This is a genomic window from Nonomuraea jabiensis (genome assembly GCF_014204795.1).
Classification (GTDB): Bacteria; Actinomycetota; Actinomycetes; order Streptosporangiales; family Streptosporangiaceae; genus Nonomuraea; species Nonomuraea jabiensis.
In genome coordinates this window covers 4,745,851-4,770,343 of the sequence record NZ_JACHMB010000001.1, presented here as the reverse complement: position 1 = coordinate 4,770,343, position 24,493 = coordinate 4,745,851, and the positions used below count along the sequence as shown (strand labels likewise).

24 protein-coding genes are annotated in these 24,493 nt (G+C 69.6%); 14 read left to right on the top strand and 10 right to left on the bottom strand.

Annotation, left to right across the window (positions count from 1 at the left end; genetic code table 11):
• Positions 1–18 precede the first annotated feature (18 nt).
• From HD596_RS22005 to HD596_RS21980, 6 genes are read left to right on the top strand one after another with little or no spacing between them, the layout of a single operon-like run.
• Positions 19–1,173, top strand: a complete 1,155-nt coding sequence (locus HD596_RS22005; RefSeq protein ID WP_185071224.1) for an ABC transporter ATP-binding protein — start codon at positions 19–21, stop codon at positions 1,171–1,173.
• Complete coding sequence (locus HD596_RS22000; protein ID WP_185071223.1) at positions 1,166–2,272, top strand: ABC transporter ATP-binding protein; 1,107 nt, start codon at positions 1,166–1,168, stop codon at positions 2,270–2,272. Before HD596_RS22005 ends, HD596_RS22000 begins: the two co-directional genes overlap by 8 nt.
• Entirely contained in the window at positions 2,269–3,165 is an 897-nt protein-coding gene (locus tag HD596_RS21995; RefSeq protein ID WP_221519446.1) for a carbohydrate ABC transporter permease, read from the top strand. The genes HD596_RS22000 and HD596_RS21995 overlap by 4 nt, the downstream gene beginning before the upstream one ends.
• Positions 3,166–3,169: 4 nt before the next feature.
• Positions 3,170–3,991 carry a carbohydrate ABC transporter permease gene (locus HD596_RS21990; protein ID WP_185071222.1) on the top strand — a complete coding sequence of 274 codons (822 nt, stop codon included), beginning with the start codon at positions 3,170–3,172 and terminating at the stop codon, positions 3,989–3,991.
• A 2-nt stretch (positions 3,992–3,993) separates the two neighbouring features.
• Positions 3,994–4,269, top strand: a complete 276-nt coding sequence (locus HD596_RS21985) for a DUF2160 domain-containing protein (RefSeq protein WP_221519445.1) — start codon at positions 3,994–3,996, stop codon at positions 4,267–4,269.
• An 18-nt stretch (positions 4,270–4,287) separates the two neighbouring features.
• Positions 4,288–6,057: an ABC transporter substrate-binding protein gene (locus HD596_RS21980; RefSeq protein WP_185071221.1), complete on the top strand. Its 1,770-nt coding sequence runs from the start codon at positions 4,288–4,290 to the stop codon at positions 6,055–6,057.
• A gap of 54 nt (positions 6,058–6,111) precedes the next feature.
• On the opposite strand, the gene HD596_RS21975 is transcribed toward HD596_RS21980, so the two are convergent.
• The 6 genes from HD596_RS21975 to HD596_RS21950 all read right to left on the bottom strand — a co-directional run bounded on the left by HD596_RS21975 (position 6,112) and on the right by HD596_RS21950 (position 12,729).
• Positions 6,112–7,137 (bottom strand): dienelactone hydrolase family protein, encoded by a 1,026-nt coding sequence (locus HD596_RS21975; protein WP_185071220.1) that lies wholly within the window; start codon positions 7,135–7,137, stop codon positions 6,112–6,114.
• Positions 7,127–8,407, bottom strand: coding sequence for a Gfo/Idh/MocA family protein (locus HD596_RS21970; protein ID WP_185071219.1), 1,281 nt, complete (start codon positions 8,405–8,407; stop codon positions 7,127–7,129). Before HD596_RS21970 ends, HD596_RS21975 begins: the two co-directional genes overlap by 11 nt.
• Positions 8,408–8,415: 8 nt before the next feature.
• Positions 8,416–9,699: an ABC transporter substrate-binding protein gene (locus tag HD596_RS21965; protein WP_185071218.1), complete on the bottom strand. Its 1,284-nt coding sequence runs from the start codon at positions 9,697–9,699 to the stop codon at positions 8,416–8,418.
• Positions 9,700–9,745: 46 nt separating this feature from the next.
• Positions 9,746–10,612 carry a carbohydrate ABC transporter permease gene (locus HD596_RS21960; protein ID WP_185071217.1) on the bottom strand — a complete coding sequence of 289 codons (867 nt, stop codon included), beginning with the start codon at positions 10,610–10,612 and terminating at the stop codon, positions 9,746–9,748.
• Entirely contained in the window at positions 10,596–11,561 is a 966-nt protein-coding gene (locus HD596_RS21955; protein ID WP_185071216.1) for a carbohydrate ABC transporter permease, read from the bottom strand. The genes HD596_RS21960 and HD596_RS21955 overlap by 17 nt, the downstream gene beginning before the upstream one ends.
• A gap of 214 nt (positions 11,562–11,775) precedes the next feature.
• Positions 11,776–12,729, bottom strand: coding sequence for a LacI family DNA-binding transcriptional regulator (locus tag HD596_RS21950; protein WP_185071215.1), 954 nt, complete (start codon positions 12,727–12,729; stop codon positions 11,776–11,778).
• A 179-nt stretch (positions 12,730–12,908) separates the two neighbouring features.
• Here HD596_RS21950 and HD596_RS21945 point away from each other — a divergent pair, with 179 nt between their 5' ends.
• The 6 genes from HD596_RS21945 (at position 12,909) to HD596_RS21920 (ending at position 20,014) form a co-directional block, all read left to right on the top strand.
• A complete protein-coding gene (locus tag HD596_RS21945; protein WP_185071214.1) occupies positions 12,909–13,799 on the top strand; it encodes an NAD-dependent epimerase/dehydratase family protein in 891 nt (296 codons plus the stop codon).
• A complete protein-coding gene (locus HD596_RS21940; protein ID WP_185071213.1) occupies positions 13,796–14,668 on the top strand; it encodes a 5-dehydro-4-deoxyglucarate dehydratase in 873 nt (290 codons plus the stop codon). The genes HD596_RS21945 and HD596_RS21940 overlap by 4 nt, the downstream gene beginning before the upstream one ends.
• The gene (locus HD596_RS21935) at positions 14,665–15,720 is read left to right on the top strand and encodes a mandelate racemase/muconate lactonizing enzyme family protein (protein WP_185071212.1); all 1,056 of its coding nucleotides are present in this window, start codon (positions 14,665–14,667) and stop codon (positions 15,718–15,720) included. The genes HD596_RS21940 and HD596_RS21935 overlap by 4 nt, the downstream gene beginning before the upstream one ends.
• On the top strand, positions 15,717–17,651 hold the full coding sequence (locus HD596_RS64845; RefSeq protein ID WP_185071211.1) for a DUF6807 family protein: 1,935 nt from the start codon (positions 15,717–15,719) through the stop codon (positions 17,649–17,651). The genes HD596_RS21935 and HD596_RS64845 overlap by 4 nt, the downstream gene beginning before the upstream one ends.
• Positions 17,652–17,778: 127 nt before the next feature.
• The gene (locus HD596_RS21925) at positions 17,779–18,777 is read left to right on the top strand and encodes an acyltransferase family protein (RefSeq protein WP_185071210.1); all 999 of its coding nucleotides are present in this window, start codon (positions 17,779–17,781) and stop codon (positions 18,775–18,777) included.
• 13 nt (positions 18,778–18,790) lie between these two features.
• Positions 18,791–20,014 (top strand): acyl-CoA dehydrogenase family protein, encoded by a 1,224-nt coding sequence (locus tag HD596_RS21920; protein WP_185071209.1) that lies wholly within the window; start codon positions 18,791–18,793, stop codon positions 20,012–20,014.
• Positions 20,015–20,036: 22 nt separating this feature from the next.
• Here the strand turns inward: HD596_RS21920 and HD596_RS21915 are convergent, their stop codons facing one another.
• Positions 20,037–20,627 carry a DUF6879 family protein gene (locus HD596_RS21915; RefSeq protein ID WP_376775869.1) on the bottom strand — a complete coding sequence of 197 codons (591 nt, stop codon included), beginning with the start codon at positions 20,625–20,627 and terminating at the stop codon, positions 20,037–20,039.
• Between the two features lie 62 nt (positions 20,628–20,689).
• Here HD596_RS21915 and HD596_RS21910 point away from each other — a divergent pair, with 62 nt between their 5' ends.
• Positions 20,690–21,250: a kinase gene (locus tag HD596_RS21910; protein ID WP_185071207.1), complete on the top strand. Its 561-nt coding sequence runs from the start codon at positions 20,690–20,692 to the stop codon at positions 21,248–21,250.
• A 6-nt stretch (positions 21,251–21,256) separates the two neighbouring features.
• Here the strand turns inward: HD596_RS21910 and HD596_RS64840 are convergent, their stop codons facing one another.
• Positions 21,257–22,066: a DUF6597 domain-containing transcriptional factor gene (locus HD596_RS64840; protein ID WP_313047564.1), complete on the bottom strand. Its 810-nt coding sequence runs from the start codon at positions 22,064–22,066 to the stop codon at positions 21,257–21,259.
• Positions 22,067–22,076: 10 nt separating this feature from the next.
• Here HD596_RS64840 and HD596_RS21900 point away from each other — a divergent pair, with 10 nt between their 5' ends.
• Positions 22,077–22,619, top strand: a complete 543-nt coding sequence (locus HD596_RS21900; protein ID WP_185071205.1) for a TIGR03086 family metal-binding protein — start codon at positions 22,077–22,079, stop codon at positions 22,617–22,619.
• 302 nt (positions 22,620–22,921) lie between these two features.
• On the opposite strand, the gene HD596_RS21895 is transcribed toward HD596_RS21900, so the two are convergent.
• Positions 22,922–23,836, bottom strand: a complete 915-nt coding sequence (locus HD596_RS21895) for a polyphosphate polymerase domain-containing protein (protein WP_185071204.1) — start codon at positions 23,834–23,836, stop codon at positions 22,922–22,924.
• 44 nt (positions 23,837–23,880) lie between these two features.
• Positions 23,881–24,414 (bottom strand): DUF4956 domain-containing protein, encoded by a 534-nt coding sequence (locus HD596_RS21890; RefSeq protein ID WP_185078625.1) that lies wholly within the window; start codon positions 24,412–24,414, stop codon positions 23,881–23,883.
• Positions 24,415–24,493: the final 79 nt, after the last annotated feature.

Genomic DNA, 24,493 nt, shown 5'->3' with positions numbered 1-24,493 from the left:
TCTGCACAGCCACACCACATGCCCTCTTTGCACACAGTTACAGATCATGTTAGATGGAGGCGAGCAGAGAGGACCGGCACAGTGACGCTGATTCTCGATGGCGTCTTCGTAAGGCAGCGCGGGGAGACCTGGCTTGACGACGTGCGCCTGGAATTATCCAACGGAATGACCACCCTCGTCGGCCCGATGACCGCGGGAAAAACGACATTGATGCGCGTCGCCGCCGGACTGTTACCGCCGGATTCGGGCCGCGTCGTGGTCGACGGAAAAGACGTCACCGCGATTTCGGTGCGGAAACGCTCGGTCGCCTTCGTCTATCAGCAATTCATCAATTACCCGTCCCTGACCGTCCGCGAGAACATCGCCTCCCCCCTCCGCCTCGACCCGAGGTTCCGGGGCGCGGGGATCGACCGCCGGGTGCGCGAGGTCGCCGAGCTCATGGGCATCGCGGGGCTGCTCGACCGCCGTCCCGCCGAGCTGTCGGGCGGCCAGCAGCAGCGCACCGCCATCGCCCGCGCGCTGGCCCGCCCCGTGGACCTGCTGCTGCTCGACGAGCCCCTGGCCAACCTGGACTTCAAGCTCCGCGAGCAGTTACGCGCCGACCTGAAGACCATGTTCGCCGACTCCCCCGGCGTGGTCCTCTACTCCACGGCCGACCCGAACGAGGCGCTGACGTTCGCCGCCCCGACCGTGGTCCTGGGCGAGGGCAGGATCCAGCACGTCGGCGACGTGGCCGAGATGTACGCGCACCCGCCGACGCTGGCCGTGGCCGCCACGCTCAGCGACCCCCCGCTCAACCTGCTGCCCGGCGTCGTACGCGACGGCCGGATCGAGGTCCTGGGCACCTCGTTCCCCGCGCCCCGCGCGCACGCCTCGGGCCGGGAGGTCATGCTCGGCATCCGCCCCCACCAGGTGAGCATCGAGCGCGCCGGCCCAGGGGCGCTGGAGCTGCCCGCCGAGATCAGGCTGGCCGAGGTGACCGGCAGCGCCACGTTCGTACACCTGCTCCTGCGGGACAACGTCCACCTGGTCGCGCACCTGCCGGGCACCCGGCTGTTCACGCCCGGCGAGCCCGCGGTCGCGTACGTGGACCCGGCCCACGTCTTCGTCTTCGACGAGGACGGCGGCCGCCTGCTCGCCACCAGCGCCGCGGAGGTCGACCTGCATGGCTGACATCCGCCTGGAAGGCGTGGGCCACAGCTACGACGGCGGCCAGACGTGGGCGCTCAAGCCGATGACCTGGACCTGGCAGAGCGCCAGGGCGTACGCGCTGCTCGGCCCGAGCGGCTGCGGCAAGACCACACTCCTGAACATCATCTCCGGCCTGCTCACCCCCACGGTGGGCCGCATCTTCTTCGACGACCGCGACGTCACCGACGTGCCCACCTCGGGCCGCAACATCGCGCAGGTCTTCCAGTTCCCGGTCCTGTACGAGGAGATGTCGGTCTACGACAACCTCGCCTTCCCCCTCCGGAACCGGAAATATCCGAAGAAGGAGATCGACGAGCGGGTCCGCCAGGTCTCCCGGCTCCTCGGCCTCGACCAGCTGCTCGGCCGCAGGTCGCGCCGCCTGGACGCGGGCCGCCAGCAGATCGTCAGCCTGGGCCGCGGCCTGGTGCGCTCCCAGGTGGCGGCGGTGCTGCTGGACGAACCGCTCACCGTGGTCGACCCGGCGCTGAAGTGGACGCTGCGCAGCAAGCTCAAGGAGATCCACCGCGACACCGGCCACACGCTCGTCTACGTGACGCACGACCAGACGGAGGCGCTGACGTTCGCCGACGAGGTCGTGGTGCTCAACGACGGGGCGATCGTGCAGGCGGGCGAGCCGGCCGAGCTGTTCCTGTCGCCGGCGCACGAGTTCGTGGGGCACTTCATCGGCTCGCCCGGCATGAACATGCTCCCGGCCGAGATCGTCGGCGACGTCGTACGCGTCGGCCAGGCGGACGTCGGCCTGGTCGCCGGCCTGGTCGCCGGCGAGCTGCCGCCGGGGCCGGTCAGGATCGGGGTGCGCCCCGAGTTCGTCGAGATCACCGGCGCGGGCCGGTCGCCGGGCGTGGCGGCCACGGTGACCGGGATCGACCGGATGGGCGCGTACGACCTGGTCCACGCCCGGGTCGGCGAGCACCCGGTGATCGCCAGGACCGGGGCGGGCTCGCCCTGCCGGCCCGGCGCGGTCGAGTTCCTCCACTTCCCCGCGGACCGGACGTTCCTGTTCCGGGACGAGGTCAGGTGCGGCTCCCTCGCGCCCTTGAACGGAAGGGGTACGGCGTGAGCGAGGTCCAGGAGGAGCCGCGGGCCGCGGACCTGAAGCGGAAGGACAACCGGGCCTGGTGGCTGGTGCTGCCGGTGGTCGTGTCGGTGGCGTTCACCGCCGTGATCCCGCTGATGACCGTGGTCAACTTCTCCGTGCAGGACGTCTTCAACCCCAATGACCGGATCTTCGTGGGCCTGGACTGGTTCCGCGAGATCTCGCGCGACCCGGAGGTGCGCTCGGCGTTCGTGCGGACCCTGCTGTTCTCGGCGCAGGTGCTGCTGCTGGAGATCCCGCTCGGGGTCGCGCTCGCGGTGGTGATGCCGCGCCGCGGCGTCTGGGTGTCGGTGGCGCTGGTGCTGGTCGCGCTGCCGCTGCTCATCCCGTGGAACGTGGTGGGCACGATCTGGCAGATCTTCGCCCGCGGCGACATCGGGCTGGGCGGCTGGACGATCAACAACGTCCTCGGGATCAACTTCAACTACACGCTGGACTCCACGGACGCCTGGATCACGGTCCTGGTCATGGACATCTGGCACTGGACGCCGCTGGTGGCGCTGCTGGCCTACGCGGGCCTGCGCTCGATCCCGGAGCCGTACTTCCAGGCCGCGCAGATCGACGCCGCGTCGGCGTGGGCCACGTTCCGGCACATCCAGCTGCCCAGGCTGCGCGGGGTGCTGACGATCGCGATCCTGCTCAGGTTCATGGACAGCTTCATGATCTACACCGAGCCGTTCGTGGTGACGGGCGGCGGCCCGGGGAACGCCACCTCGTTCCTCAGCATCCTGCTGTCGAAGATCGCGGTCGGGCAGTTCGACCTGGGCCCGGCGGGCGCGTTCTCGCTGCTCTACTTCCTGATCGTGCAGATCCTCTGCTACGTCTTCTTCACCGTGCTGACCAGGTCGGGGAGGTGACCCGATGGCCAGGCGCACCGAACGGCGACTGCCCTGGGCACGGACGGTCTTCTGGCTGTACGTGGCCACGCTGATGCTGCCGCTGCTGTGGATGTTCGGCATGTCGATCCGGCCGAACGAGGACATCCTCGGCAGTTTCTCGCTCGTCCCGCAGCGCGTGACGTTCGACAACTACGCCACTTTCTTCGCCGACTCCTCCTGGTATTCGAGCTATCTGAACTCCATCATCTACACCTCGCTGAACGCGGTGATGTCGCTCGTCGTGGCGCTGCCGGCGGCGTACGCGTTCTCGCGGTTCCGTTTCGCCGGGGACAAGCACCTGTTCTTCTGGCTCCTGACGAACCGCATGGCGCCGCCGGCGGTGTTCCTGCTGCCGTTCTTCCAGATTTACCAGAGCGTCGGGCTCTTCGACACGCACCTCGGCGTCGCCATCGCGCACATGCTCTTCAACGTGCCGCTCGCCGTGTGGATACTCGAGGGCTTCATGTCGGGAATTCCCCGGGAAATAGACGAGACCGCGGCGATCGACGGCTATTCGCTGCCGCGTTTCTTCGTCCGGATATTCCTGCCGATGATCCGGTCCGCGATCGGCGTGACGCTGTTCTTCTGCTTCATGTTCAGCTGGGTCGAGCTGCTGATCGCCAGGACGATCACCTCGGTGAACGCCAAACCGATCGCCGCCACGATGACGCGGACGGTGAGCGCGGCAGGCGTGGACTGGGGCCTGCTGGCGGCGGCGGGCGTGCTCACCATCGTCCCCGGCGCGATCGTCATCTGGTTCGTCCGCAACTACATAGCCAAGGGATTCACCATGGGGAGGGTCTAGGGATGCTGGAGTGGATGGTCTGGACCGTCCCCACGGCCCTGGTGTTCGCCGGGCTCGCCCTGCTGCTGGTCGTCATGGCGGTCTGGGCCCGCATCTCCCCTCCCGTGGCCAGGCGCGGCTTCCTGCGCATCGAGACCGACCGTAGCGACCGGCTCTACATCGGCCTGATCAGCGCGGCCGTCGTGCTGGCCGGCTGGATGGCTGTCACCGACCTGTCCATGTGGCTCGCACTCGGTTGCGCGCTGCTGGTGGCGGTCGTGATCGGGATATGGGGCTAACAGAGGAGGAGCCGAGCGATGAGGCATCGGGCAGGCAGGTCCGCGGCGGTAGGTCTGGCCGCGCTCGTCCTGGTAGTGGCCGGCTGCACGCAGGGCGCGAACAAGCCCACGAGCGATTTCAAGGAGTCCGACGGCAAGGCCGCGGCGCAGCGGTGGGTGACGGAGGAGTTCACGCCGAGCACCCTGTCCAAGGACCAGCAGCTGGCGGAGATGGACTGGTTCATCAAGGCCGCGGCGCCGTACCGGGGCATGCAGATCAACGTGGTCTCCGAGACGATCACCACCCACGAGTACGAGTCGCAGACGCTGGCCAAGGCGTTCACCGAGATCACCGGGATCAAGATCAAGCACGATCTGATCCAGGAGGGTGACGTCATCGAGAAGCTGCAAACCCAGATCCAGGGCAACCAGAACATCTACGACGCGTACGTCAACGACTCCGACCTCATCGGCACCCACTCGCGCGGCGACTACGTCTTCCCGCTGTCCGACTACATGGCGGGCGAGGGCAAGAACGTCACCTCGCCCACGCTCGACCTGGACGACTTCATCGGCATCAGCTTCACCACCGGCCCGGACAAGAAGATCTACCAGCTCCCCGACCAGCAGTTCGCGAACCTGTACTGGTTCCGCTACGACTGGTTCACCGACCCGGAGATCAAGAAGCAGTTCAAGGCCGCGTACGGCTACGACCTGGGCGTCCCGGTCAACTGGGCGGCCTACGAGGACATCGCCGACTTCTTCACCAACAAGGTCAACGGCAACGGGACCATCGACGGCAAGAAGGTCTACGGCCACATGGACTACGGCCGGAAGGACCCGTCGCTGGGCTGGCGCTTCACCGACGCCTGGCTGTCCATGGCGGGCAACGGCGACCCCGGCATCCCCAACGGCCTGCCGGTGGACGAATGGGGCATCAGAGTCGAGAACTGCCGCCCGGTCGGCTCGTCGGTCACCCGTGGCGGCGACGTCAACGGCCCCGCGGCGGTCTACGCGCTCACCAAGTACGTGGACTGGCTGAAGAAGTACGCGCCCCGGGAGGCCGCGGGCATGAACTTCAGCGAGGCGGGCCCGGTCCCGGCGCAGGGCAACATCGCCCAGCAGATCTTCTGGTACACCTCGTTCACCGCCGACATGACCAAGCCGGGCCTGCCGGTCGTCAACAGCGACGGCACGCCCAAGTGGCGCATCGCGCCGAGCCCGCACGGCGCCTACTGGAAGCAGGGCAACAAGCTCGGCTACCAGGACGCCGGCTCGTGGACGCTGCTCAGGAACACCCCGCAGGACCGCCGGGCCGCGGCCTGGCTGTACGCGCAGTTCGTCACCTCGAAGTCGGTGTCGCTGAAGAAGTCGATCAAGGGCCTGACGTTCATCCGCGACTCCGACATCCGCAGCGACTTCTTCTCCGACAACTCCAAGAAGTACGGCGGGCTCATCGAGTTCTACGCCTCGCCGGCCCGCAAGCAGTGGACCCCGACCGGGACGAACGTCCCCGACTATCCCAAGCTCGCCCAGCTCTGGTGGCAGAACGTGGCCACCGCGGTGACCGGTGAGACGACCGCCCAGCAGTCGATGGACAACCTGGCCAAGCAGCAGGACGAGATCCTGGCCCGGCTGGAGCGGCGCGGCTACGGCGGCAACTGCGCGCCGAAGCTGAACCCGGAGCGGCCCGCCCAGTACTGGCTCGACCAGCCGGGCGCGCCCGCGCCGAAACTGGCCGACGAGCGGGGCAAGCCGGAGACGCTCGACTACGACAAGCTCATCGCCACCTGGAAGTCGGGCAACTAGCTTCCGTTCAGGAGCGCCGCCGCCCGGGGGCAGGTCCCGGGCGGCGGCAGTCTCCTAGGCCTTCAACCGCTGAGCCAGCCAGTCGAAGGCCTGCTCCTGCCTGGTCACGTCGAAGCTGTGGGGCACGTCTGCCCACACCGCCTCGTAGGCGTCAGGAGCTTCGCGGTAACGTTCCTCGATCATGGTGTGCGCCCGGCGCATACCCGGCTCGGGGAACAGCCGGTCGCGCAGGGCGTACTGGACCATGAGTGGCTCGGGCGCGCGGGCGGCCACCAGGTCGGGCCAGTCGCCCAGGCGCGGCAGCCCCGGCGGCCAGAGCAGCCACGTGTGCTTCTCGACGTACCCGTCGATCATGTCGCGGTAGGACGAGACCATCGCGGCGACCACGACGGCCCGCATGCCGGGGTCGAACGCGCCGAGCAGCGCGGCCCGCAGGCCGCCTCCGGAGAGCCCGACGCAGCCGACGGCGCTCACGTCGGGCCTCGACCGCAGATACGCCGCCGCGGCCAGGTCCTCGCCCGCCACCACGCCCGCGAAGGACGTGCCGAGCGCGGCACAGTACTTGGCCACCACGTGCTCGTGATCCCTGGCCGCCGCGTCGTAAGGGCCGGGCTCGTCGACGCCGAGCGGGAAACGGCGGCTGCCCCAGGTGAGCACGTCGGGCGCCAGCACCACGAACCCGCGCCGGGCCAGCTCGTTCGCGTACGCGCGACCGCCGTACAGGAGCTCCCTGACCTGCCGCACCTCGGGGGAAGGCGCGGCGGGACCGTCGGCGATCTTCTCCTTGCCCACCCACTTCATCCCGCCGTGGCAGTGCAGCGCCACCACCCCGGGCAGCGGCCCGGCCGCGTCCCGGGGGCGCAGGAGGAACGCGCGGGTGCGCGGCCCGAACCCCACCGACCAGGAGAGCTCCTCCCCGGCGAGGTCGCCGTCCGTCCACGAGCGCTCGACCCGCACGTCACCGGCGGTCAGGTCGAGCACCCCCATCGCGGCCCGCGCAGCCTGCCGCAGCTCGGGCCCCGGCAGAGACGGGTACGGCCCGAGCTGCGCGGCGGCGACCCCGGCCAGCTCAGCGAACACGCGTGCCGTCGTCCACCAGGTGCACCGGCTCGCCGGTAGCGGCCGACACGTTGGCCGCGTGGCCGGTCAGCACGCTGCGGATGCCGTCGCGGTAGCCGGCCTGCCGGGCCAGCGGGTCGTCGCCGGGGCCGCGGAAGACGTCGTTCAGCAGCAGCCGGTCGCCGCCGCCGTGCCCGCCGGCGCCGCTCTCGATCGGCACCTCCTCCGCCTCGCTCCAGTGGCGGTGCAGGGTGAGCCTCTCCCAGGAGTCGGCCTTGTGCTTCTTGGAGGCGGCGCTCGGGTCGATGGCCGCGTGCGGCGGCGTCCACGCCCGCTCGACGACCTCCAGCTCCAGCCGCCCGCCGGTGCCGTTGAACGCCACCCGGTAGCCCTCGGCGGGCGCGTAGGCGTTCAGGGCGTAGGTGAGCACGGCGCCGTTGGTGTAGCGGACCATCACCGACATGGTGTCGTCGATGGTGATCCCGTCGCCGAAGACGTCCTGGTCGCGGAGGTAGCCGTCCTCGTGCTCGGCGTCCAGGTAGAGCCGCTTGAGCCGGGGGTCCTTGGAGATGTCCAGGATGAACGGGTCCGTACCGAGACCCGGGGCGCCCTGGCCCCGCACCGGACGGTCGGTCACGCCGCGCTCGCGGGCGTTGTCCGAGCCGTAGAAGCGCAGGTCGGCCTGGGCGAAGACGCTCTGCGGGGCGGCCGCCAGCCACCAGTTGACCAGGTCGAAGTGGTGGGTGGACTTGTGGACGAGCAGCCCGCCCGAGTTGGCCCGCTCGCGGTGCCAGCGGCGGAAGTAGTCGGCGCCGTGGATGGTGTCGAGCGTCCACTCGAAGTGCACGGACGTCACCCGGCCGATCGCGCCCTCCTGCAGGAGGCGGCGCACGGCCGAGTTGCGCGGCGAGTAGCGGTAGTTGAAGGTGACGATCAGCTTGCCGCTGCTGCGCTCGGCCGCCTCGGCGATGGCCGCGCAGCCCTCGGCGTCGATGGTCAGCGGCTTCTCCACGATGACGTCGCGCCCGGCGTCGAGCGCCGCGCACACGTACGTGGCGTGGGTGGCGTCGACGGTGGTGACGATGACCGCGTCGGCGAGCTCGAGCACCTTGTCGAACTCATCGGGCGCGAAACGCGGCACCTCGTGACCGATCCGCTCGGCGTAGTAGTCCATGCGGGTCCGGTTCGTGTCGCACAGGGCGACGATGGTGCCGGCGTCGCGCCACTCCCCGAGCAGCGCGTCGACGTACATCTGCGCGCGGTGCCCGAGCCCGACGAACGCGTACTTCATGTCTCTCCTTAGCCTGCGATCGAGGCGTTGGCCTCGGTGATGAACTTCTGCGCGGCGTCGTCGGGGGTCATCTTGCCGAAAAGGACCTCCTCGGAGTAGCGCGTGAGGATGTCTTCCATGGCGCTGGCGCCCTTCGGCGGAGCGGCCGGCGGGTCCGCCAGCTCACCCTTGACCTTGTCGAGGAAGTCCAGCACCTTCTTGTCCGTGGGGGGCAGCTTGTCCTTGACCGCCGCCAGCACCTTGGAGCTGGCCGGCAGGCCGCGGTCGCTGAGGATGATCCCGCCCACCTCCGGGTCGTTGATCATGAAGTCGATGAACTTGGCGGCCTCGGCCGCGTGCTCGGACTTCGACGAGGCGGTGTAGAACATCGCCGGCTGCAGGAACATGCCGCCGGTCGTGGCGCCCGGCAGCTTCGGCATCCGGAGCAGGTCCACGTCCTTGCCGGACTTCTTGGCGATGCCGCCGAGCTGGTTGCTCCACCACATGCCCATCGCGCCGGTGCCGGTGGCCAGCAGCGACTGGTCCACGCTCTGGGCGCCGATCTCGGCGGTCTTGGCGGCGTCGGGCGAGCCCTTGGTCTTGATCAGGTTCTGGTGGGTGGTCCACCATTCCTTGATCGTCTCGGGCGAGACGCCAATCTTGTTGCCGTTGTAGAAGGGCTCGCCCTTCTGCGCGGCGAAGATCTGGAGGTAGGCCGGGTTGAAGCTCTGCTGCGTGCCGTAGATCTTCCCGCCGCTCTTCTCGCTGATCTTCGACGCCAGGTTGACGTAGTCGTCCCACGTCCACTTGGTGTCGTCGGGGAGCTTCTGCCCCGCGGCCTCCAGCTCGGTCGGGCTGACGACCAGGGAGAAGGCGTTGACGCCGGTGGGGATGGCGAACTGCTTGCCGTCGATGGCGCCGGTGGCCAGCACCTTGGGGTCGATGTCGCCGGTGTTGACCGAGCTGGCCAGGTCGGCCAGCGTGCCGCGGTCGGCGTACTCGCGCAGGCCGCGGATCTCGAGGGTGATGACGTCGGGCGCGTCGCTGGCCGCCACCTTCGTGGACAGCGACTCGTAGTACGCCGCGAAGTCGGAGAACTCGCCCTCGACGTCGATGTTCGGGTTCTTGGCCTCGAACTTCTTGATCGCCTCTTCGGTCATCTGCTGCCGCGCGGCGCTACCCCAGTAGGAGAAGCGCAGCTTGATCTTGCCATCGGCGCTTTCGCCGCCGCTGCCGCTGCCGCAGGCCGCGGTGACCGCCAGCATCGCGGTGGCGAGCAATGCCGCCGACCACACCTTTTTGCCAGAGCTCACGGCTCTACCTCCTAGGGGGTTTCTTCTTGTTGGGGGGTGGATGGGACTACTTCAGTCCCGTCGTGGCCACGCCACGGATCAGGTACTTCTGTCCGGCCAGGAAGAAGCCGAAGATGGGACCGAGCGCGATGATCGACATGGCGAACATGGGTCCCCATTGCGAGTCGCTGCTGGCGTCCAGGAACGTGCGCAGCGCGACCGGGACAGTGAAGTTGTCCGGGTTGTTGAGGTAAAGGAGCTGGCTGAGGAAGTCGTTCCACGTCCAGATGAACGTGAAGATCGCGGTCGTGGCCAGCGCGGGCAGGCAGAGCGGCATGACCACCCTGATGAAGATGCGCCAATAGCCCGCTCCGTCGATCTCGGCCGCCTCGTCCAGCTCCCTCGGCAGCGTACGGATGAACTGCACCATGAGGAAGATGAAGAACGCGTCCGTCGCCAGCACCTTGGGCATCACCAGCGGCCAGATCGTGTTGATCAGGTCGAGCTTCGAGAACATGATGTACTGCGGCACGATCACGACGTGGTGCGGCAGCATGATCGTGCCCAGCATGATGGCGAACCAGAGCTTCTTCAGCGGGAAGTTCAGCCGGGCGAAGGCGTAGGCCGCCAGCGAGCAGGCCACCAGGTTGGCCACCACCGACAGCGCGGTGACGACCGCGGAGTTCCACAGGTAGTAGCCGAAGGGGTGCTTCAGCGCCGTCCAGCCCGCGGTGTAGTTCTCGAACGTGACCTGGCTGGGCCACAGCCCCGGCTCGCGGAAGATCAGCTCCTCCGGCTTGAGCGAGCTGGAGATCATCCAGAGCAGCGGATAGAGCATGACCAGGCCGAAGCCGATCAGCAGGATGTGCTTGACCACCGGCCCGCCCCTGAAGGGGCGGAACAGCACCGGGACCGGCCTACTTGGTGTCGCCATAGAAGACCCAATACTTAGACGCGAGGAAGTTCACTCCGGTCAGGGCGGCGATGATGACCAGCAGGACCCACGCCATCGCCGCGGCGTAGCCCATGTCGTAGCTCTTGAACCCCTTCAGGTAGAGGTAGAGCGTGTAGAAGAGGGTGGAGTCGGCCGGGCCGCCCTTGCCGTTGCTGACGATGAACGCCTGCGTGAACGACTGGAACGACTTGATCACCTCGAGCACGAGGTTGAAGAAGATGATCGGCGTCAGCAGCGGCAGCGTGATCGAGCGGAACTGGCGCAGGGTCCCGGCCCCGTCCACCGCCGCCGCCTCGTAGTAGCTGCCGGGGATCTGGCGCAACCCGGCGAGGAAGATGATCATCGGGGCGCCGAACGTCCACACGTGCAGGAGGATCAGCGTGCCCAGCGCCGTGTCGGGGTCGCCGACCCAGCCGGGCCCCTGGATGCCGAAGATCGCCAGCACCGCGTTGACCAGGCCGTCGGCGCCGAAGACCTTGCGCCACAGGATCGCGATGGCGACGCTGCCGCCCAGCAGCGAGGGCAGGTAGAAGATCGAGCGGTAGAACGACAGCCCGCGCAGTCCCCGGTCGAGCACCAGGGCCAGCGCCAGTGCGAAGGCCAGCTGCAGCGGGACCGAGACGACCACGTAGATCGTGGTCACCTTCAGCGAGGCGAGGAACCTCTCGTCCTCAGTGAACATCTTGATGTAGTTGTCCAGCCCGACCCACTTGGCCTCCTTGAGGAGGCTGTAGTCGGTGAAGGACAGGTAGAGCGAGGCGACGATCGGGCCGACCGTGATGACAACCAGGCCGACGAACCAGGGCGCCAGGAACAGGTAGGCGGCCCTGGCCTCGCGACGGGCACGCAGGGAGCGGGGCCCGCCTCCGCCGGCCTGCGTGGCCGGTTCGCGCGGGGCTCGGGTCTTCACCGCCACCGCGTCAGCCATGACGGAACTCATTCGTCATTCACGGACCTTCCGGCGAGATGTGAATGGATAGCGCTTTCCTATAGCTGGCGGGAAAGTTACGTCAACCCTTTGCAGACGTTACATAGCCGTTACCGATATATCGTTACCGTGTTTCCCCAGCTAGATGGCCTGCCTGCCGGAGAAGTCAGATGAATTGGCTGCTCAGTTAGTACAACCGTTTGCAGCAGGCTCGCTATCGTGGCGGCGCGGTGGAGTCCCTGATGACCAGGCGCGTCTCCAGCGACGTGGTGGCCGTGACCTCCTGGATGAGCAGATCCACGGCGAGCCGGCCGGCCGCGGCGGTGGGCATGGCGACAGTGGTGAGCCTGGGGCGGTTCAGCCGTCCGGAGACGATGTCGTCGATCCCGATCACGCTGACGTCCCGCGGCACGCCCAGCCCCAGGTCACCGAGCCCTTCGATGAGCCCGATCGCCACCAGGTCGTTGTAGGCGAGCACGCCGGTCGCGCCGGAGTCCCGCACCCGCCGCGCGGCGGCGAGCCCGCCCCGCTCGGTGGGCGCGTTGGGGCCGATGACGACCAGTTCGACGCCCTCCACCTGCTCGGCGGCCGTACGGATCTCCGCGCTGGTCCACGAGCCGGCCGGGCCCGCCACCAGCGCCACGCGGCGGTGGCCGAGCCCGGTCAGGTGCTCGACCGCCAGCCTGGCCCCGTGGCCGACGTCCATCAGCACCGTGGCGGCGCCGCGCAGCCGCCGGTTGATCACCACGAACGGCACCCGCGCGGCCAGCCGCTCCAGCGCCTTGTTGGACGAGCGCGGGCTGCACAGCACCAGGCCGTCCACCTGCTTGGAGAACGCCTGCACCAGCTCCTCCTCGGTGGCCGCCTCCTCGTCGGTGTCGGCCACGAACAGGTGGTAGTCGCGCTGCCTGGCCGCCGAGTGGGCCGCCTTGATCAGCGGAGGGAAGAACGGATTGGCGATGTCGGCCACGATCAGGCCGAGGTTGTGGGTGCGGCCGGTCGTGAGCGCCCTGGCCGCCCGGTTGGGGCGGTATCCCAGCTCCTCGGCCACCGTGAGCACCCTGGTACGGGTGGCCGCGTTCACCATGTGCGGCGCGGAGAACGTCCGCGACACGGTCGATACATGCACACCGGAAGCCCGGGCCACATCACGAATCGTCACTGTCACAGTCGCCCACCCTAACGCAACCGCTTGCAGAAACCCTGAGTACCATGAAAGCGCTTGCCGCCCCGCTGCCTCAGGAAACCCCTGCTCCAGTGCGGGGGTCGAAATCGCCTCTTGACGACCTCGCCCCGAGGACACAAAGGTTTAGTGCAACTGTTTGCAGTCTTGAAGGAGCCCCCACGGTGAGCAGAGTCCTCGTCACCGGAAGCGCAGGACGCCTCGGCCGGAGCGTGGTCACCACGCTCGCGGCGGCCGGGCACGAGGTCATCGGCGTCGACAGAACGCCCGGCACGCCGTCCGAGGCCGCGGTCGCCTTACCGGCCGACCTCACGGACACGGGCGAGACCTTCGAGGTCATCGCCAGGTTCCGGCCCGAGACCGTGATCCATTTGGCCGCGATCGCGACCCCGTTCAGCCTCCCGGAATCGGTGATCTTCAAGGTCAACACCCAGCTCGCGTTCAACGTCTGCGAGGCGTCCGTCGCGCTCGGCGTGCGCGGCGTCGTGGTGGCCAGCAGCCCCACCGTGATCGGGTACGGCGCCCCCGGCGGCTGGGCGCCCGCGTACCTGCCGATCGACGAGGACCACCCGGTGCGCCCGTGGAACGCGTACAACCTGTCCAAGGTCGTGGCCGAGCAGACCATGAAGGCATTCGCGCTGGCCGGGACGGCCAGGATGGCCGCGATCAGGCCGTGTTTCGTCATCCCGCCCGAGGAGTGGGCCGGCGCGCCCACCCAGTCGGGCCACACGGTGCGCGAACGCCTCGACCGGCCGGAGATCGGCGGGGTCTCGCTGTTCAACTACATCGACGCCCGCGACTGCGCCGACATGATCGCGGTGCTGGCCGAGGCGCTGCCCGAGCTGCCCAACGGCGAGGTGTTCTTCGCCGGGGCCGCGGACGCGCTGGCCCGCAAGCCGCTCGCCGACCTGCTGCCCCAGGTCGTCCCCGGCACCGAGCCGTTCGCCGCCGGTCTCACCGGCACCACCCCCGCCTTCTCGATCACCAAGGCAGAGCGCCTGCTCGGCTGGCAGCCCAAGCGGAGCTGGCGCACCGAACTGAAGGAAGCTGTATGAACCTGAGCGGTGTGCTGTTCTTCCCCGTGACCCCCTTCGACGCCGACGGCCGGCTCGCCGAGGAGGTGCTGGCCGAGCACATCCGGCAGGGCATGGAGCACGGTCCCGGCGGCGTGTTCGTGGCGTGCGGCACCGGCGAGTTCTCCGCGCTGTCGGAGTCCGAGCACGCGCGGGCGGTGCGGGTGGCGGCCGAGGTCGTGGGCGGGCGGGTGCCGGTGTTCGCGGGCGCGGGCGGCCCGCTCGGCACGGCGCTGAACCAGGCGCGGGCCGCCCGCGAGGCGGGCGCCGACGGGCTGCTGCTCATGCCGCCGTACCTGGCTCAGGGGCCCGGGCACGGCTTCGCCGCCTACGTGGCGGCGGTGGCCGCGGAGCTGCCGGTGATCGTCTACCAGCGGGGCTCCGTGGTGCTGGAGCCGGAGGCCGTGGTGGAGCTGGCCGGGATCCCCGGGGTGATCGGGCTCAAGGACGGCGTCGGCGACATCGACCGGATGCAGCGGACCGTGCTGGCGGTGCGGGAGGCGTACCCGGACTTCCTGTTCTTCAACGGGCTGCCGACGGCCGAGCTGACCATGCCCGCCTACCGGGGCATCGGCGTGGAGCTGTACTCCAGCGCGGTGTTCGCGTTCGCGCCGGAGATCGCGCTGGCCTATCTGAACGGTGACGAGCGGCTGCTCACCGGGTTCTACGCCCCGCTCGTACGGCTGCGCGGCAAGGTGCCCGGCTACCCGGTCGCCCTGGTCAAGGCCGGGGTACGGCTGCGCGGCCTGGACGTGGGCGCCGTCCGCCCGCCGCTGGTGGACGTGACCGACGATCACCTGGAGGAGCTGGAGGCGCTGATCAAGACGGGGCTGGAGCTGGCCGCGTCATGACGATCGCCGACCTGCGTACCTCGCTGCGGACGGCGCCGCTGCCGCGGCCCTGGGGCGCGGACGTGCCGGCCAACCACGTGGTCGTGTGCGAGATCACGCTGAAGGACGGGCGGACCGGCACCGGGTTCTCGTGGACGCCGCAGATCGGGGCGCACGCCGTACAGGCGCTGCTCGACCACGACCTGCGCGAGGCGCTGATCGGGCTGCCCGCGCACCCCGAGGTGGTGTGGGACCGGCTGTGGCGGCACCTGCGCGAGGCGGGTCCGGGCGGGATCACCACGATCGCGCTGGCCGGGATCGACCTGGCGCTGTGGGACCTGCGCTGCGGCGACAGCGGCCTGGCCGACGTGCTGGGCCGGCGGCGCGAGGAGGTCCCGGTCTACGGCAGCGGCGTCAACCTGCACTACCCGCTGGAGGAGCTGGTGGAGCAGGCGCGGCGCTGGGTGGCCGCCGGGTACCGGGGCGTCAAGATCAAGGTGGGGCGGCCCGACCTGGCGGAGGACGTGGCCAGGGTGGCCGCCGTCCGCGACGTGATCGGGCCCGACCGGCTGCTGATGATCGACGCCAACCAGCGGTGGGACCTGCACCGGGCCAGGCGGGCTATATCCGCGTTGCGGGAGTTCGGGCTGCACTGGATCGAGGAGCCGCTGCCCGCCGACGACGTGGCCGCGCACGTGGAGCTGCGGCGCTCCATCGACGTGCCGGTGGCGGTCGGGGAGAACGTCTACACCACCTACGGCTTCCGTGACCTGCTCGCGGCCGGGGCGTGCGACGTCGTCCAGCCGAACGTGGTGCGGGTCGGCGGGATCACGCCGTTCCTGCGGATCGCGGAGCTGGCCAGGACGTACGACGTGCCGGTCTATCCGCACCTGCTGAGCGAGGTGTCCGGGCAGCTCGCGCTGGCCCTGCCGCTGCCGGTCATGGCGGAGGACGTGGAGGACGCCTCTTTCGCGGCCCTCGGGCTGCTGGCGGAGCCGTACCCGGTGCAGATTTCCGACGGGGTCCTGCGGGCGGGCGCGCACGCGGGGCTCGGACTGAGGTGGTCGCGATGAAGGTGGTACTCGCCGGTGCGCACGGTCATGGGCGCCACCATCTGGGCAATCTGCGCAGGCTGGCCGGCCAGGGGCTGATCGAGCTGGCCGGGATCTGCGACGTGGTGCCCGTCGAGGTGGACTTCGGCTCGCCGCTGCAGTCGCCCGACCTGGGCGAGCTCCTCGCCAAGACCGGCGCGGAGATCACGGTCGTCTGCACGCCGATCCACACGCACGCCGACCTCGCGGTGACGGCCCTGCACGCGGGATCCCACGTGCTGCTGGAGAAGCCGCCCGCGGCGAGCCCGGCCGCGCACGCCCGGATCGCCGCGGCGGTGGCGGAGACGGGGCTGGCCTGCCAGGTCGGCTTCCAGTCGCTGGGCTCGGCGGCGGTCCCCGCGCTGCGCTCGCTGATCGCCGACGGCACCATCGGGCGCGTGCGCGGCATCGGCGGCGCGGGCGCCTGGGAGCGGCCCTCGACCTACTTCACCCGGTCGGCCTGGTCGGGCAGGCGCCGGCTCAACGGCGTGGACGTGGTGGACGGCGCGCTGACCAACCCGTTCGCGCACGCCGTCGCGACCGCCCTCGCCCTGGTGGACGGCCCCGTCGCGGGCATCGAGACCGAGCTCTACCACGCCCATCCGATCGAGTCGGACGACACGTCCTGCCTGCGGATCCGCTTCGACGACGGCTTCGTCATCACGATCGCGGTGACGCTCTGCGCGACCGGCCGGAGCGAGCCGTACCTGGTCGTGCACGGCGACGCGGGCCGCGCCACGCTGGTCTACACGCAGGACCAGCTCAAGGTCGAGCTGCCGGACGGCACGGTCACGACGACCGTGTACGAGCGCACCGACCTGCTGGAGAACCTCATCGACCATGTCCGCACGGGCGCCGAGCTGATGGTGCCGCTGTCGGCCACGGAGGCGTTCACGCAGGTGCTGGACGCGGTGCGGCTGGCTCCCGAGCCGCTGCCGATCCCGGAGCGCTACCAGGACGTCGAGCGGGACGCCGCCTCGGGCGAGGTCACGCACCGGTTCCTGCCAGGTGTCGCCGACCTGACGGCCCGCAGCGCCGAGACGCTGTCGCTCTACTCGGAGCTGGACGTCCCCTGGACCCGGGTGGAGCTGCTGGCCGCCGGGCAGGCGGTGGCCTCGTACGAGCTGCGGCCCGACCTGCCGGCCACCGACTCCCCGCGCCCCTACCTCCACGGGGTGCGGACGCTGGGCGGCGTCGAGGTCACCGAGGTGCGTCCCGAGGACCACGTGCACCACCTCGGGGTCGGGGTGGCCATCTCCGACCTGGGCGGGGCGAACTTCTGGGGCGGCCGCACGTACGTCAAGGACCAGGGGCCCGCCTGGCTGGACGATCACGGCATGCAGCGGCACCTGTCGTTCTCCCGGCTGGACGACTCCGGCTTCGTCGAGCACCTGGAGTGGGTGGGGCCCGGCGGGCGGCTGGTGGCGCGCGAGGAGCGGACCGTGACGGCCCGGCCGTTCGGGGACTTCTGGGCGCTGGACTTCGCGTTCACGCTCACCAACCTCACCGGCGCGCCGCTGGAGGTCCGCAGCTCGGCCACCAAGGGGCGGGTGGGCGCGGGGTACGGCGGCTTCTTCTGGCGCGCCCCCGGCACCTCCACCGGCCGGATCGCGCTCCCCGGGGACGAGGAGGCCGTGCACGGCAGCCGCGACCCCTGGGTCGCCCTGGCCGGCACCACGCCGGAGGGGCGGGACTGGACGCTCGTCTTCGTGCAGTCGGACGGCGACCCGTGGTTCGTGCGCGTCGAGCACTATCCGGGGGTCGGGCAGGCGCTGGCCTGGGACCGGCCGCTCGTCGTCGAGGACACGCTGACCAGGCGGGTCGTGACGGCGGTGGTGGACGGCAGGCTCGACGCCGCCGCCGCGTCCGCGCTGGCGGACACGGTACGCGAAGCGACACCGGCCCTTCGGTAAGCCCTCACTCGGCGTTTCCTGGCGGTTACGCGTTCGGTGGCTAGGGTGCGGGGTCTGTGAGTGAGCGCAGCGAACGAACCCATGAACACAGCACTGCTGCAGTCACAGGTCCGACGGAGGAGGGCCTGTGACTGTTCCCGCCACCGTTGACAGCCGGTCCGTGACCGCCAGGGACCCGTTCTTCGACAACGCCAAATACCTGGCGATCCTGCTCGTGGTGTGCGGTCACCTCATCGAGGACCAGCGGGACCACCCCATCGCCCACGCGCTCTACTTCTACGTCTACGTCTTCCACATGCCGCTGTTCATCGTGTTGAGCGGCTATCTGTCGCGCCGGTTCACGTTCTCGGCGGGGAAGGCGCGCAAGCTCATCTCCACGCTGGCGGTGCCGTACCTGATCTTCGAGGTGGCGTACTCGTTGCCGCGTCTGATCCTGTACGGGAAGTTCGAGCTGAGCCTGCTGGATCCGTACTACCTGACCTGGTTCCTGCTGTCGTTGTTCCTGTGGCGGCTGTCGACGCCGGTGTGGCAGCAGCTCAGGTGGCCGCTGGCGATCGCGGTCGTGCTGTCGTTGCTGACCGGGATGAGCGCGCTGCCCGGCGAGCTGGCCATGAACCGGACGTTCGCGCTGCTGCCGTTCTACGTGCTCGGGCTGATGCTCAAGCCGGAGCACTTCGCGTGGCTGCGCAGGCCGTACATGCGGCTGGCCGGCTTCCTGACGCTGGGGCTGGGGCTGGCGGCGGCGCTGCTCGTGCACGAGCAGGTGCCGACGGAGTGGATCCGATGGCGGCTGCCCAACTCGGCGCTGCACGTGGACGACCTCACCGGCACGGCCGTGCGGCTGGGGCTGCTGCTGGCCGGGGCGGTGCTGGTGGCGGCGTTTCTCGCGGTGACCCCGGCGCGGCACACGTGGTTCAGCGGACTGGGCTCGGCCACCATGTACGCGTACCTGCTCCACGGATTCGTGGTCAAGGTCGCCGAGCGGTTCGAGCTGGGCGTGCCGCTGTCGATCCTGCTCGGCGTGGCCGCCGCCACCCTGCTCTGCACGCCGCCGGTGCGCAGGCTCTTCCACTGGGCCGTGGAGCCGCGCATGTCCTGGGCCTTCACGCCGCTCCGCCGGCCGTGACACGGTGGCGGGTATGGCCATCGACTTCACCCTCGCTCCCGAGCACGAGGAGATCCGCAAGCGGGTCCGCGCCTTCATCCAGGGGACCGTCATTCCCGCCGTGGAGGAGGTGAAGGAGTCCGACCGGGACGCCTACCTCCGTACGATCTTCCGGCTCCGCTCCCAGGCCAAGGCCGAGGGGCTGTGGCTGCCCCACATGCCGAAGGAGTGGGGCGGCATGGGGCTGGGCCACGTCGAGCTGGCCATGGTGCAGTCGGAGGCGGCCAAGACCCGCGTCGGGCCGTGGGTGCTCAACTGCATGGCCCCGGACGAGGGCAACATGCACACCCTCCTGCACTGGGCGACGGACGAGCAGAAGGAGAAGTACCTGCGGCCGCTGCTGGCGGGCACGCAGATGTCCTGCTTCGCCATGACGGAGCCGGAGGTGGCGGGCTCCGACCCGACCCTGATCCGCACCACGGCCGTCCGGGACGGGGACGAGTGGCTGATCAACGGCCACAAATGGTTCATCTCCAACGCGCGCCGGGCCAACTTCGCGATCCTCATCGCGCGGACGGAGCCGGACGTGCCGGAGGGCTCGCGCGGCGCCAACACCGCCTTCCTCGTCGACCTTCCCGACCCGGGCTGGAACGACGTACGCGAGGTCGAGACGATGCACGGCTCCACGGGTCACAGCGAGATCGTCATCACCGATCTCCGCGTGCCCGACAGCCAGATCCTGGGAGGTCGCGGCAACGGCCACCGCCTCGGCCAGTACCGCCTGGGCCCGGCCCGGCTCGCCCACTGCATGCGCTGGATCTCGCAGGCGGAGACGGCCCTGGACATGATGGTCGACCGCGCGCTCAACCGTTACAGCCACGGCTCGCTGCTGGCCGAGAAGCAGGGCATCCAGTGGATGATCGCCGACTCGGTCATGGAGCTGTACCAGTGCAAGCTGATGGTCCTGCACGCCGCATCCAAGATCGACAAGGGTGAGGACTTCCGTACGGAGGTCTCCATGGCCAAGCACTTCGTGGCGGGCAGCCTCAACCGAATCGTGGACCGGGCGATCCAGGTGCACGGGGCGCTCGGCTACTCGACGGACACGCCGCTGGCCGGCATGTTCCAGCACGCCCGCTGGGCCCGCTTCGCCGACGGCGCCGACGAGATCCACCAGATGCGCATCGCCGAACGCACCATCGCCGCCTACCGGGCCACCGGCTCCACCAGCTCCGCCACCGGCGGCCTCCCCCTGTGACACCGCCGCCGGTGTTACGGCTTCAGACGGTCGTCACCCGGGGAGCCGGCATCGGCACGATCTCCCGCTCGTAATAGGCCCGGAAGTCCTCCCCGGCCGCGAACAGCTTGTCGAGCTCGCCCCGGCACGCCGCGATCACATCAGGGTCGTCGATCCGCCGCGCGCCGCTGTGGGTCCCGCAGGCGTCGTACGTCACCTCGTACATGACGGACGAGCCCAGCACGACGAGCTCCGGCAGGCGGCGGTCGATCTCGAGGTCGGACACCTCCCCCGCGTCGAGCACCCGCACCTGCTCGGCCACCTCCACCCGCAGCGCCAGCACGTGCATCTCCCATTGCAGGTACGGCGTGACGGGTTGCTCGACGATCCGGATCCGCCGGCAGGGGTAGGCCCTGCTCCGGCCCTCGTCACCCGTGTCGTCGACCAGCTTGAGCGAGCGTTCCCAGTCGCCGTCCATCATCGCCAGCCAGCTCGGCTCCCCGGCCTCGAAACGCTGAATGCGCTGGAGTTTCCAGAACACGTCATCAATGTTCCGGAAATTCGGCCAGAAATCGTCAAGATATCCGTCCGCACTTAGCAAGACTCCCGATATCTCGTGAATGCGCTCAAGCATATGACGACCGTACCCAGCAGATTCGCGGCACGAACCCGCGAGCAGCGGCTACGCTGGCCGCGATGCTCACCCAACTGATCGTCCTGCGCGGCAACTCCGGCTCGGGAAAGACGAGCGTCGCCCGAGCCCTCCGCAAGGCGTACGGCAAGCGCGGCCTCGCGGTGGTGGGCCAGGACGTGCTGCGCCGCGACATCCTGCGCGAACTCGACGTGCCGGACGGCGTCAACATCGGCCTCATCGACACCGTCACCCGCTACGCGCTCGACCACGGCCACCACGTCATCCTGGAGGGCATCCTCACGGCCTGCAGGTACGCCCCCATGCTCCAGGCGCTGCGCGAGGACTTCCCCGGCCGCAGCCGCTTCTTCTACCTCGACGTCCCCTTCGAGGAAACGCTCCGCCGCCACGCCACCCGCCCGCAGAGCGCCGAGTTCGGCCCGGACATGATGCGCGAGTGGTACATCGAGCGGGACCTGCTGCCCGGCGGCTACGAAACCATCATCGATCAGCACAGCTCGCTCGAGGAAACGGTACGGCGGCTGCTATCCGAAACGCTCGAACGCACAGAAACCCGCAATTACCAGAAATCCACTCGAACCCCGGCAAATCATCTCATCGACTAATGGCTTCTATCCTCTGAGGCGGGCGTAGGCCGCGGGTGGCATTCCGACCGCGGCGGTGAAGTCGCGGGTCAAGTGCGCCTGGTCCGTATAGCCGAGTTCGACGGCCAGCGTCGCGAGGTCGAGCCCCTCGTAGACCCGCTCCGCCGCCTCGTGCAGCCGGAAGCGGCGGATCACCCACTTGGGGCCGATGCCGACATAGTCCCGGAACAGCCGCTGCAGCGAGCGCACCGACCTGCCCGATCTGGCGGCCAGCTCATCGACCCTGGTCACGGAGACCTCGTTCTCGGCCATCGCCACCAGCGCCGCGACCTCTTCGGCCAGCGGATCCCGCTCCGGCCCCAGACTCGCCAGGAACCTCTCGACGAGCCCGATGGCGGCCCGGGCATCGGGCTCGGCCAGCACCTGCTCGACCAGGGAGGCGCCCGCCGCGCCGTACATCTCGCCGATCTCCACGAAACGGTCGGTCAACTGCGACACCGGACCGCCGAGGAACGGCCGGAAGCCGCCCGGGCGGAAGCGCGTGCCGAGCACGCGGCCGCTGCCCCGCATCGTGTACGAGAACCCGCCCCTGATCACCCCGGCGAACCGGTGGAAGTCCTCGGTGATCGTCATGTTCACGGTGGGGTGCGAGACGATGCGCTGCTCGTACGGCTCGGCGAGGCCGGTCCACGTGACAACCCAGAAATGCTCCACGAACGCCGCGATTTCCGCAGATGGCGCCTGTCTGAAGAAATCGAAGGCGTCGAGGCCCGCGTACGGGTTGACCCAGCCGCGCTGTCGCGTTTCTACAAGCCTTGCCTGGGGCGGGCGAGGCATCATTGCTGCCATGGACGACATGATGCCGCTGATGACGCATGCCACCGAACGGACCGCGGGACTGGTCCGCGCGGTGCGGCCGGAGCAGCTCGGGTGCTCGACGCCCTGCGAAAAGTTCGACGTCAAGGACCTGATCAACCACCTCGAGTGGGTGGCGGACCTGTTCGAGTCGCTGGGCCGCCAGGGGGAGCGGATCGAGCAGGGACCGTACGCGGGCGACTTCCCCGAGCGGGCGAAGCGCACGCTGGCCGTCTGGGCGCGCCCCGAGGCGTGGGAGGGCACCAGCCCCGCCATGGGCCTCCCGATGACGACGCTGGCCCACATGTACCTCGTCGACATGGTCGTACACGGCTGGGACCTGGCCAGAGCCACCGGCCAGGACTACGAGCCGGACGCTGAGGCGGTCTCGCGGGCGCTCCACTTCACCGACCAGATGGTGGAGATGGGCCGGCAGCGCGGCGCCTTCGGCCCACCGGTAGAAGTGCCGGACAGCGCCCCGCAGTTCGACCGGCTCCTCGGCATCATCGGCCGAGACCCGGCCTGGACCCCGTAACGCGCGCCACTCTCGATGAGCCGCTGTCACAACGGCGGGAGCCACAACGATCACCCGTGCTCCCGCCAGCGCGACCCGAACAGCAAACCGGCTCCCGACCAGCGCCTCCCCCCTCCACCAAAGCGAACCCGAACACCGCACCACCAAGGACGCCACCCCGAACACCGCACCACCGAGGGCGCTACCCCCGACGCGGCACCGCCGAGCACGCCGCACCCCGACCCCGCACCACCGAGGACGCCGCACCCGACGCCCCACCACCGAGGGCGTCAATTCACCGATGGCGCCGCCCGGACGCCGAATCATCCCAGAATGCCGATACCAAGGCCGCCGTTCCTCCCCCCGGCATGCGCCCCCCGAGGCGTCGTCCACCGGCCTCCCCGCGCGCCCGCCTGGCCCCAGCACCCTGCCGAGCCCCTCGACACCAGGCGTTGGGCGCCCGATTCGGGACGGTGGAGGAGATAGCGCCGCAGCACCGGATGCCAGCGGTTGGCGGGCAGGTGCCGGAGCGCCGCGACCGCCAGGCAGTACTTGCTCACGGTGACCGGCCGCACCCCCAGCCCACGCAGGACCTTGTCCACCAGCGCCTTCCCCCCGTCGGACTTCGACTCCAGCAGCACCAGGTCGCGGCGCGCCGATGCGCTGGAGCGCCCGTCGTGGCAGAGCAGGCCCGTGTCGCAGGTGAGCCTGGCCGCGCCCGAGGGGTCGATGAAGGTCACCCGCCTGTAGTCGGTGGACAGCACCGGCCCCAGCGTCTCCGGGGCGACGAGGTGCAGCTCGGTGAGAAGGGTGTCGCGCACGAAGTCGAACGCCTCCCGGGTGAGCGTCCGGCTCGGCGCGTCGTCGTACGGGATGCGGTGCTTGTCGGTGCTGCCCCGGGCGCCGTTGAGCTTGAGCTCCAGCCACCGGCCGCCCCCGTCCAGGTAGGTGCGGGTGCGAAGCTTGAACCTGCGCCGCCGGTCCTGCCGGTGCTGGTGGAAGGTGAGCAGGTCAGGCGTGTCGAAGTAGGTCGACGTGTAGCGGAACTGGCGTCTTGCCCCGATGCGCAGCACGGCCAGCCGGTCCCCCAGCTCGGCCGCGAGTGCCGCCATGGTGGCGGCCGTCACGATGTATTTGCGATCGACCCGGCTCATCAGCTCCGGCACGTCCTCGAGCCCGATCGGCGCCACCCCGGCCGCGACCCCGGCCAGCAGCACGTCCGCGTCCAGCTCACCCATCACCGCACCTCCACCACCTTCTGCATGACTCCGGCTCACGGGGCTCAGCGGACGCCGGCCCGTTGGGGAGGGGCCACGTAGCGGACGTCGACCACCGTGGTGTCGCGGACGTAGTCGATCTGGGTGACCACGCAGTGGAGGACGTGTGCCCGCAGGCGGCTCTCCAGGTCGACCCGGAGCAGATCCGGGTCGGAGTGGACGACGTCCAGGGTGATGACCTGGTGGCGGGTGCGGCCGAGCAGGGCCGGGTGGTCGGCGGCGTACATCACCGCCAGCAGGACGCCGTCCAGCAGGAGGGCGGTCAGCGGCCCCGCGATGCCGTTGACCAGGCCCAGCACGATGGCGATGAAGTAGTAGGCGATCTCCTGCTGGGTGATCTCGCTGGACCGGAGGCGGATGATCGACAGCACGCCGAACAGGCCGAAGCCGACGGCGACGTCGACGCGCTGGACGAGCAGGAGCGAGACCACCGCGAAGATGCCCACGTTGAGTGCCACATAGGCGAAGAGCAGGTCGCGCCGGTGATGTCGCCGGTAGTAGAGGCCGTAGGCCAGGGCGATGATCGACGCGAGATCCATTACCAGTCCGGCTGTCACGGCGCTCCCTCCGTCGGTGCTGCTGAGAACAGCTTGCCGGGGCGGGGTGAGGCGAGGGTGA

Excerpts from the sequence above, each read along its gene's own strand:
- HD596_RS21895 (WP_185071204.1), bottom strand. The coding sequence starts at position 23,836 with ATGGGTGAGCTGGACGCGGACGTGCTGCTGGCCGGGGTCGCGGCCGGG.
- HD596_RS21915 (WP_376775869.1), bottom strand. The coding sequence starts at position 20,627 with ATGCTTGAGCGCATTCACGAGATATCGGGAGTCTTGCTAAGTGCGGAC.
- HD596_RS21980 (WP_185071221.1), top strand. The coding sequence starts at position 4,288 with ATGAGGCATCGGGCAGGCAGGTCCGCGGCGGTAGGTCTGGCCGCGCTC.
- HD596_RS64840 (WP_313047564.1), bottom strand. The coding sequence starts at position 22,066 with ATGCCTCGCCCGCCCCAGGCAAGGCTTGTAGAAACGCGACAGCGCGGC.
- HD596_RS21900 (WP_185071205.1), top strand. The coding sequence starts at position 22,077 with ATGGACGACATGATGCCGCTGATGACGCATGCCACCGAACGGACCGCG.
- HD596_RS21935 (WP_185071212.1), top strand. The coding sequence starts at position 14,665 with ATGACGATCGCCGACCTGCGTACCTCGCTGCGGACGGCGCCGCTGCCG.
- HD596_RS21910 (WP_185071207.1), top strand. The coding sequence starts at position 20,690 with ATGCTCACCCAACTGATCGTCCTGCGCGGCAACTCCGGCTCGGGAAAG.
- HD596_RS22000 (WP_185071223.1), top strand. The coding sequence starts at position 1,166 with ATGGCTGACATCCGCCTGGAAGGCGTGGGCCACAGCTACGACGGCGGC.
- HD596_RS21890 (WP_185078625.1), bottom strand. The coding sequence starts at position 24,414 with ATGGATCTCGCGTCGATCATCGCCCTGGCCTACGGCCTCTACTACCGG.
- HD596_RS21960 (WP_185071217.1), bottom strand. The coding sequence starts at position 10,612 with ATGGCGACACCAAGTAGGCCGGTCCCGGTGCTGTTCCGCCCCTTCAGG.
- HD596_RS22005 (WP_185071224.1), top strand. The coding sequence starts at position 19 with ATGCCCTCTTTGCACACAGTTACAGATCATGTTAGATGGAGGCGAGCA.
- HD596_RS21955 (WP_185071216.1), bottom strand. The coding sequence starts at position 11,561 with ATGGCTGACGCGGTGGCGGTGAAGACCCGAGCCCCGCGCGAACCGGCC.
- HD596_RS21990 (WP_185071222.1), top strand. The coding sequence starts at position 3,170 with ATGGCCAGGCGCACCGAACGGCGACTGCCCTGGGCACGGACGGTCTTC.
- HD596_RS21985 (WP_221519445.1), top strand. The coding sequence starts at position 3,994 with ATGCTGGAGTGGATGGTCTGGACCGTCCCCACGGCCCTGGTGTTCGCC.
- HD596_RS21970 (WP_185071219.1), bottom strand. The coding sequence starts at position 8,407 with ATGAAGTACGCGTTCGTCGGGCTCGGGCACCGCGCGCAGATGTACGTC.
- HD596_RS64845 (WP_185071211.1), top strand. The coding sequence starts at position 15,717 with ATGAAGGTGGTACTCGCCGGTGCGCACGGTCATGGGCGCCACCATCTG.
- HD596_RS21920 (WP_185071209.1), top strand. The coding sequence starts at position 18,791 with ATGGCCATCGACTTCACCCTCGCTCCCGAGCACGAGGAGATCCGCAAG.
- HD596_RS21940 (WP_185071213.1), top strand. The coding sequence starts at position 13,796 with ATGAACCTGAGCGGTGTGCTGTTCTTCCCCGTGACCCCCTTCGACGCC.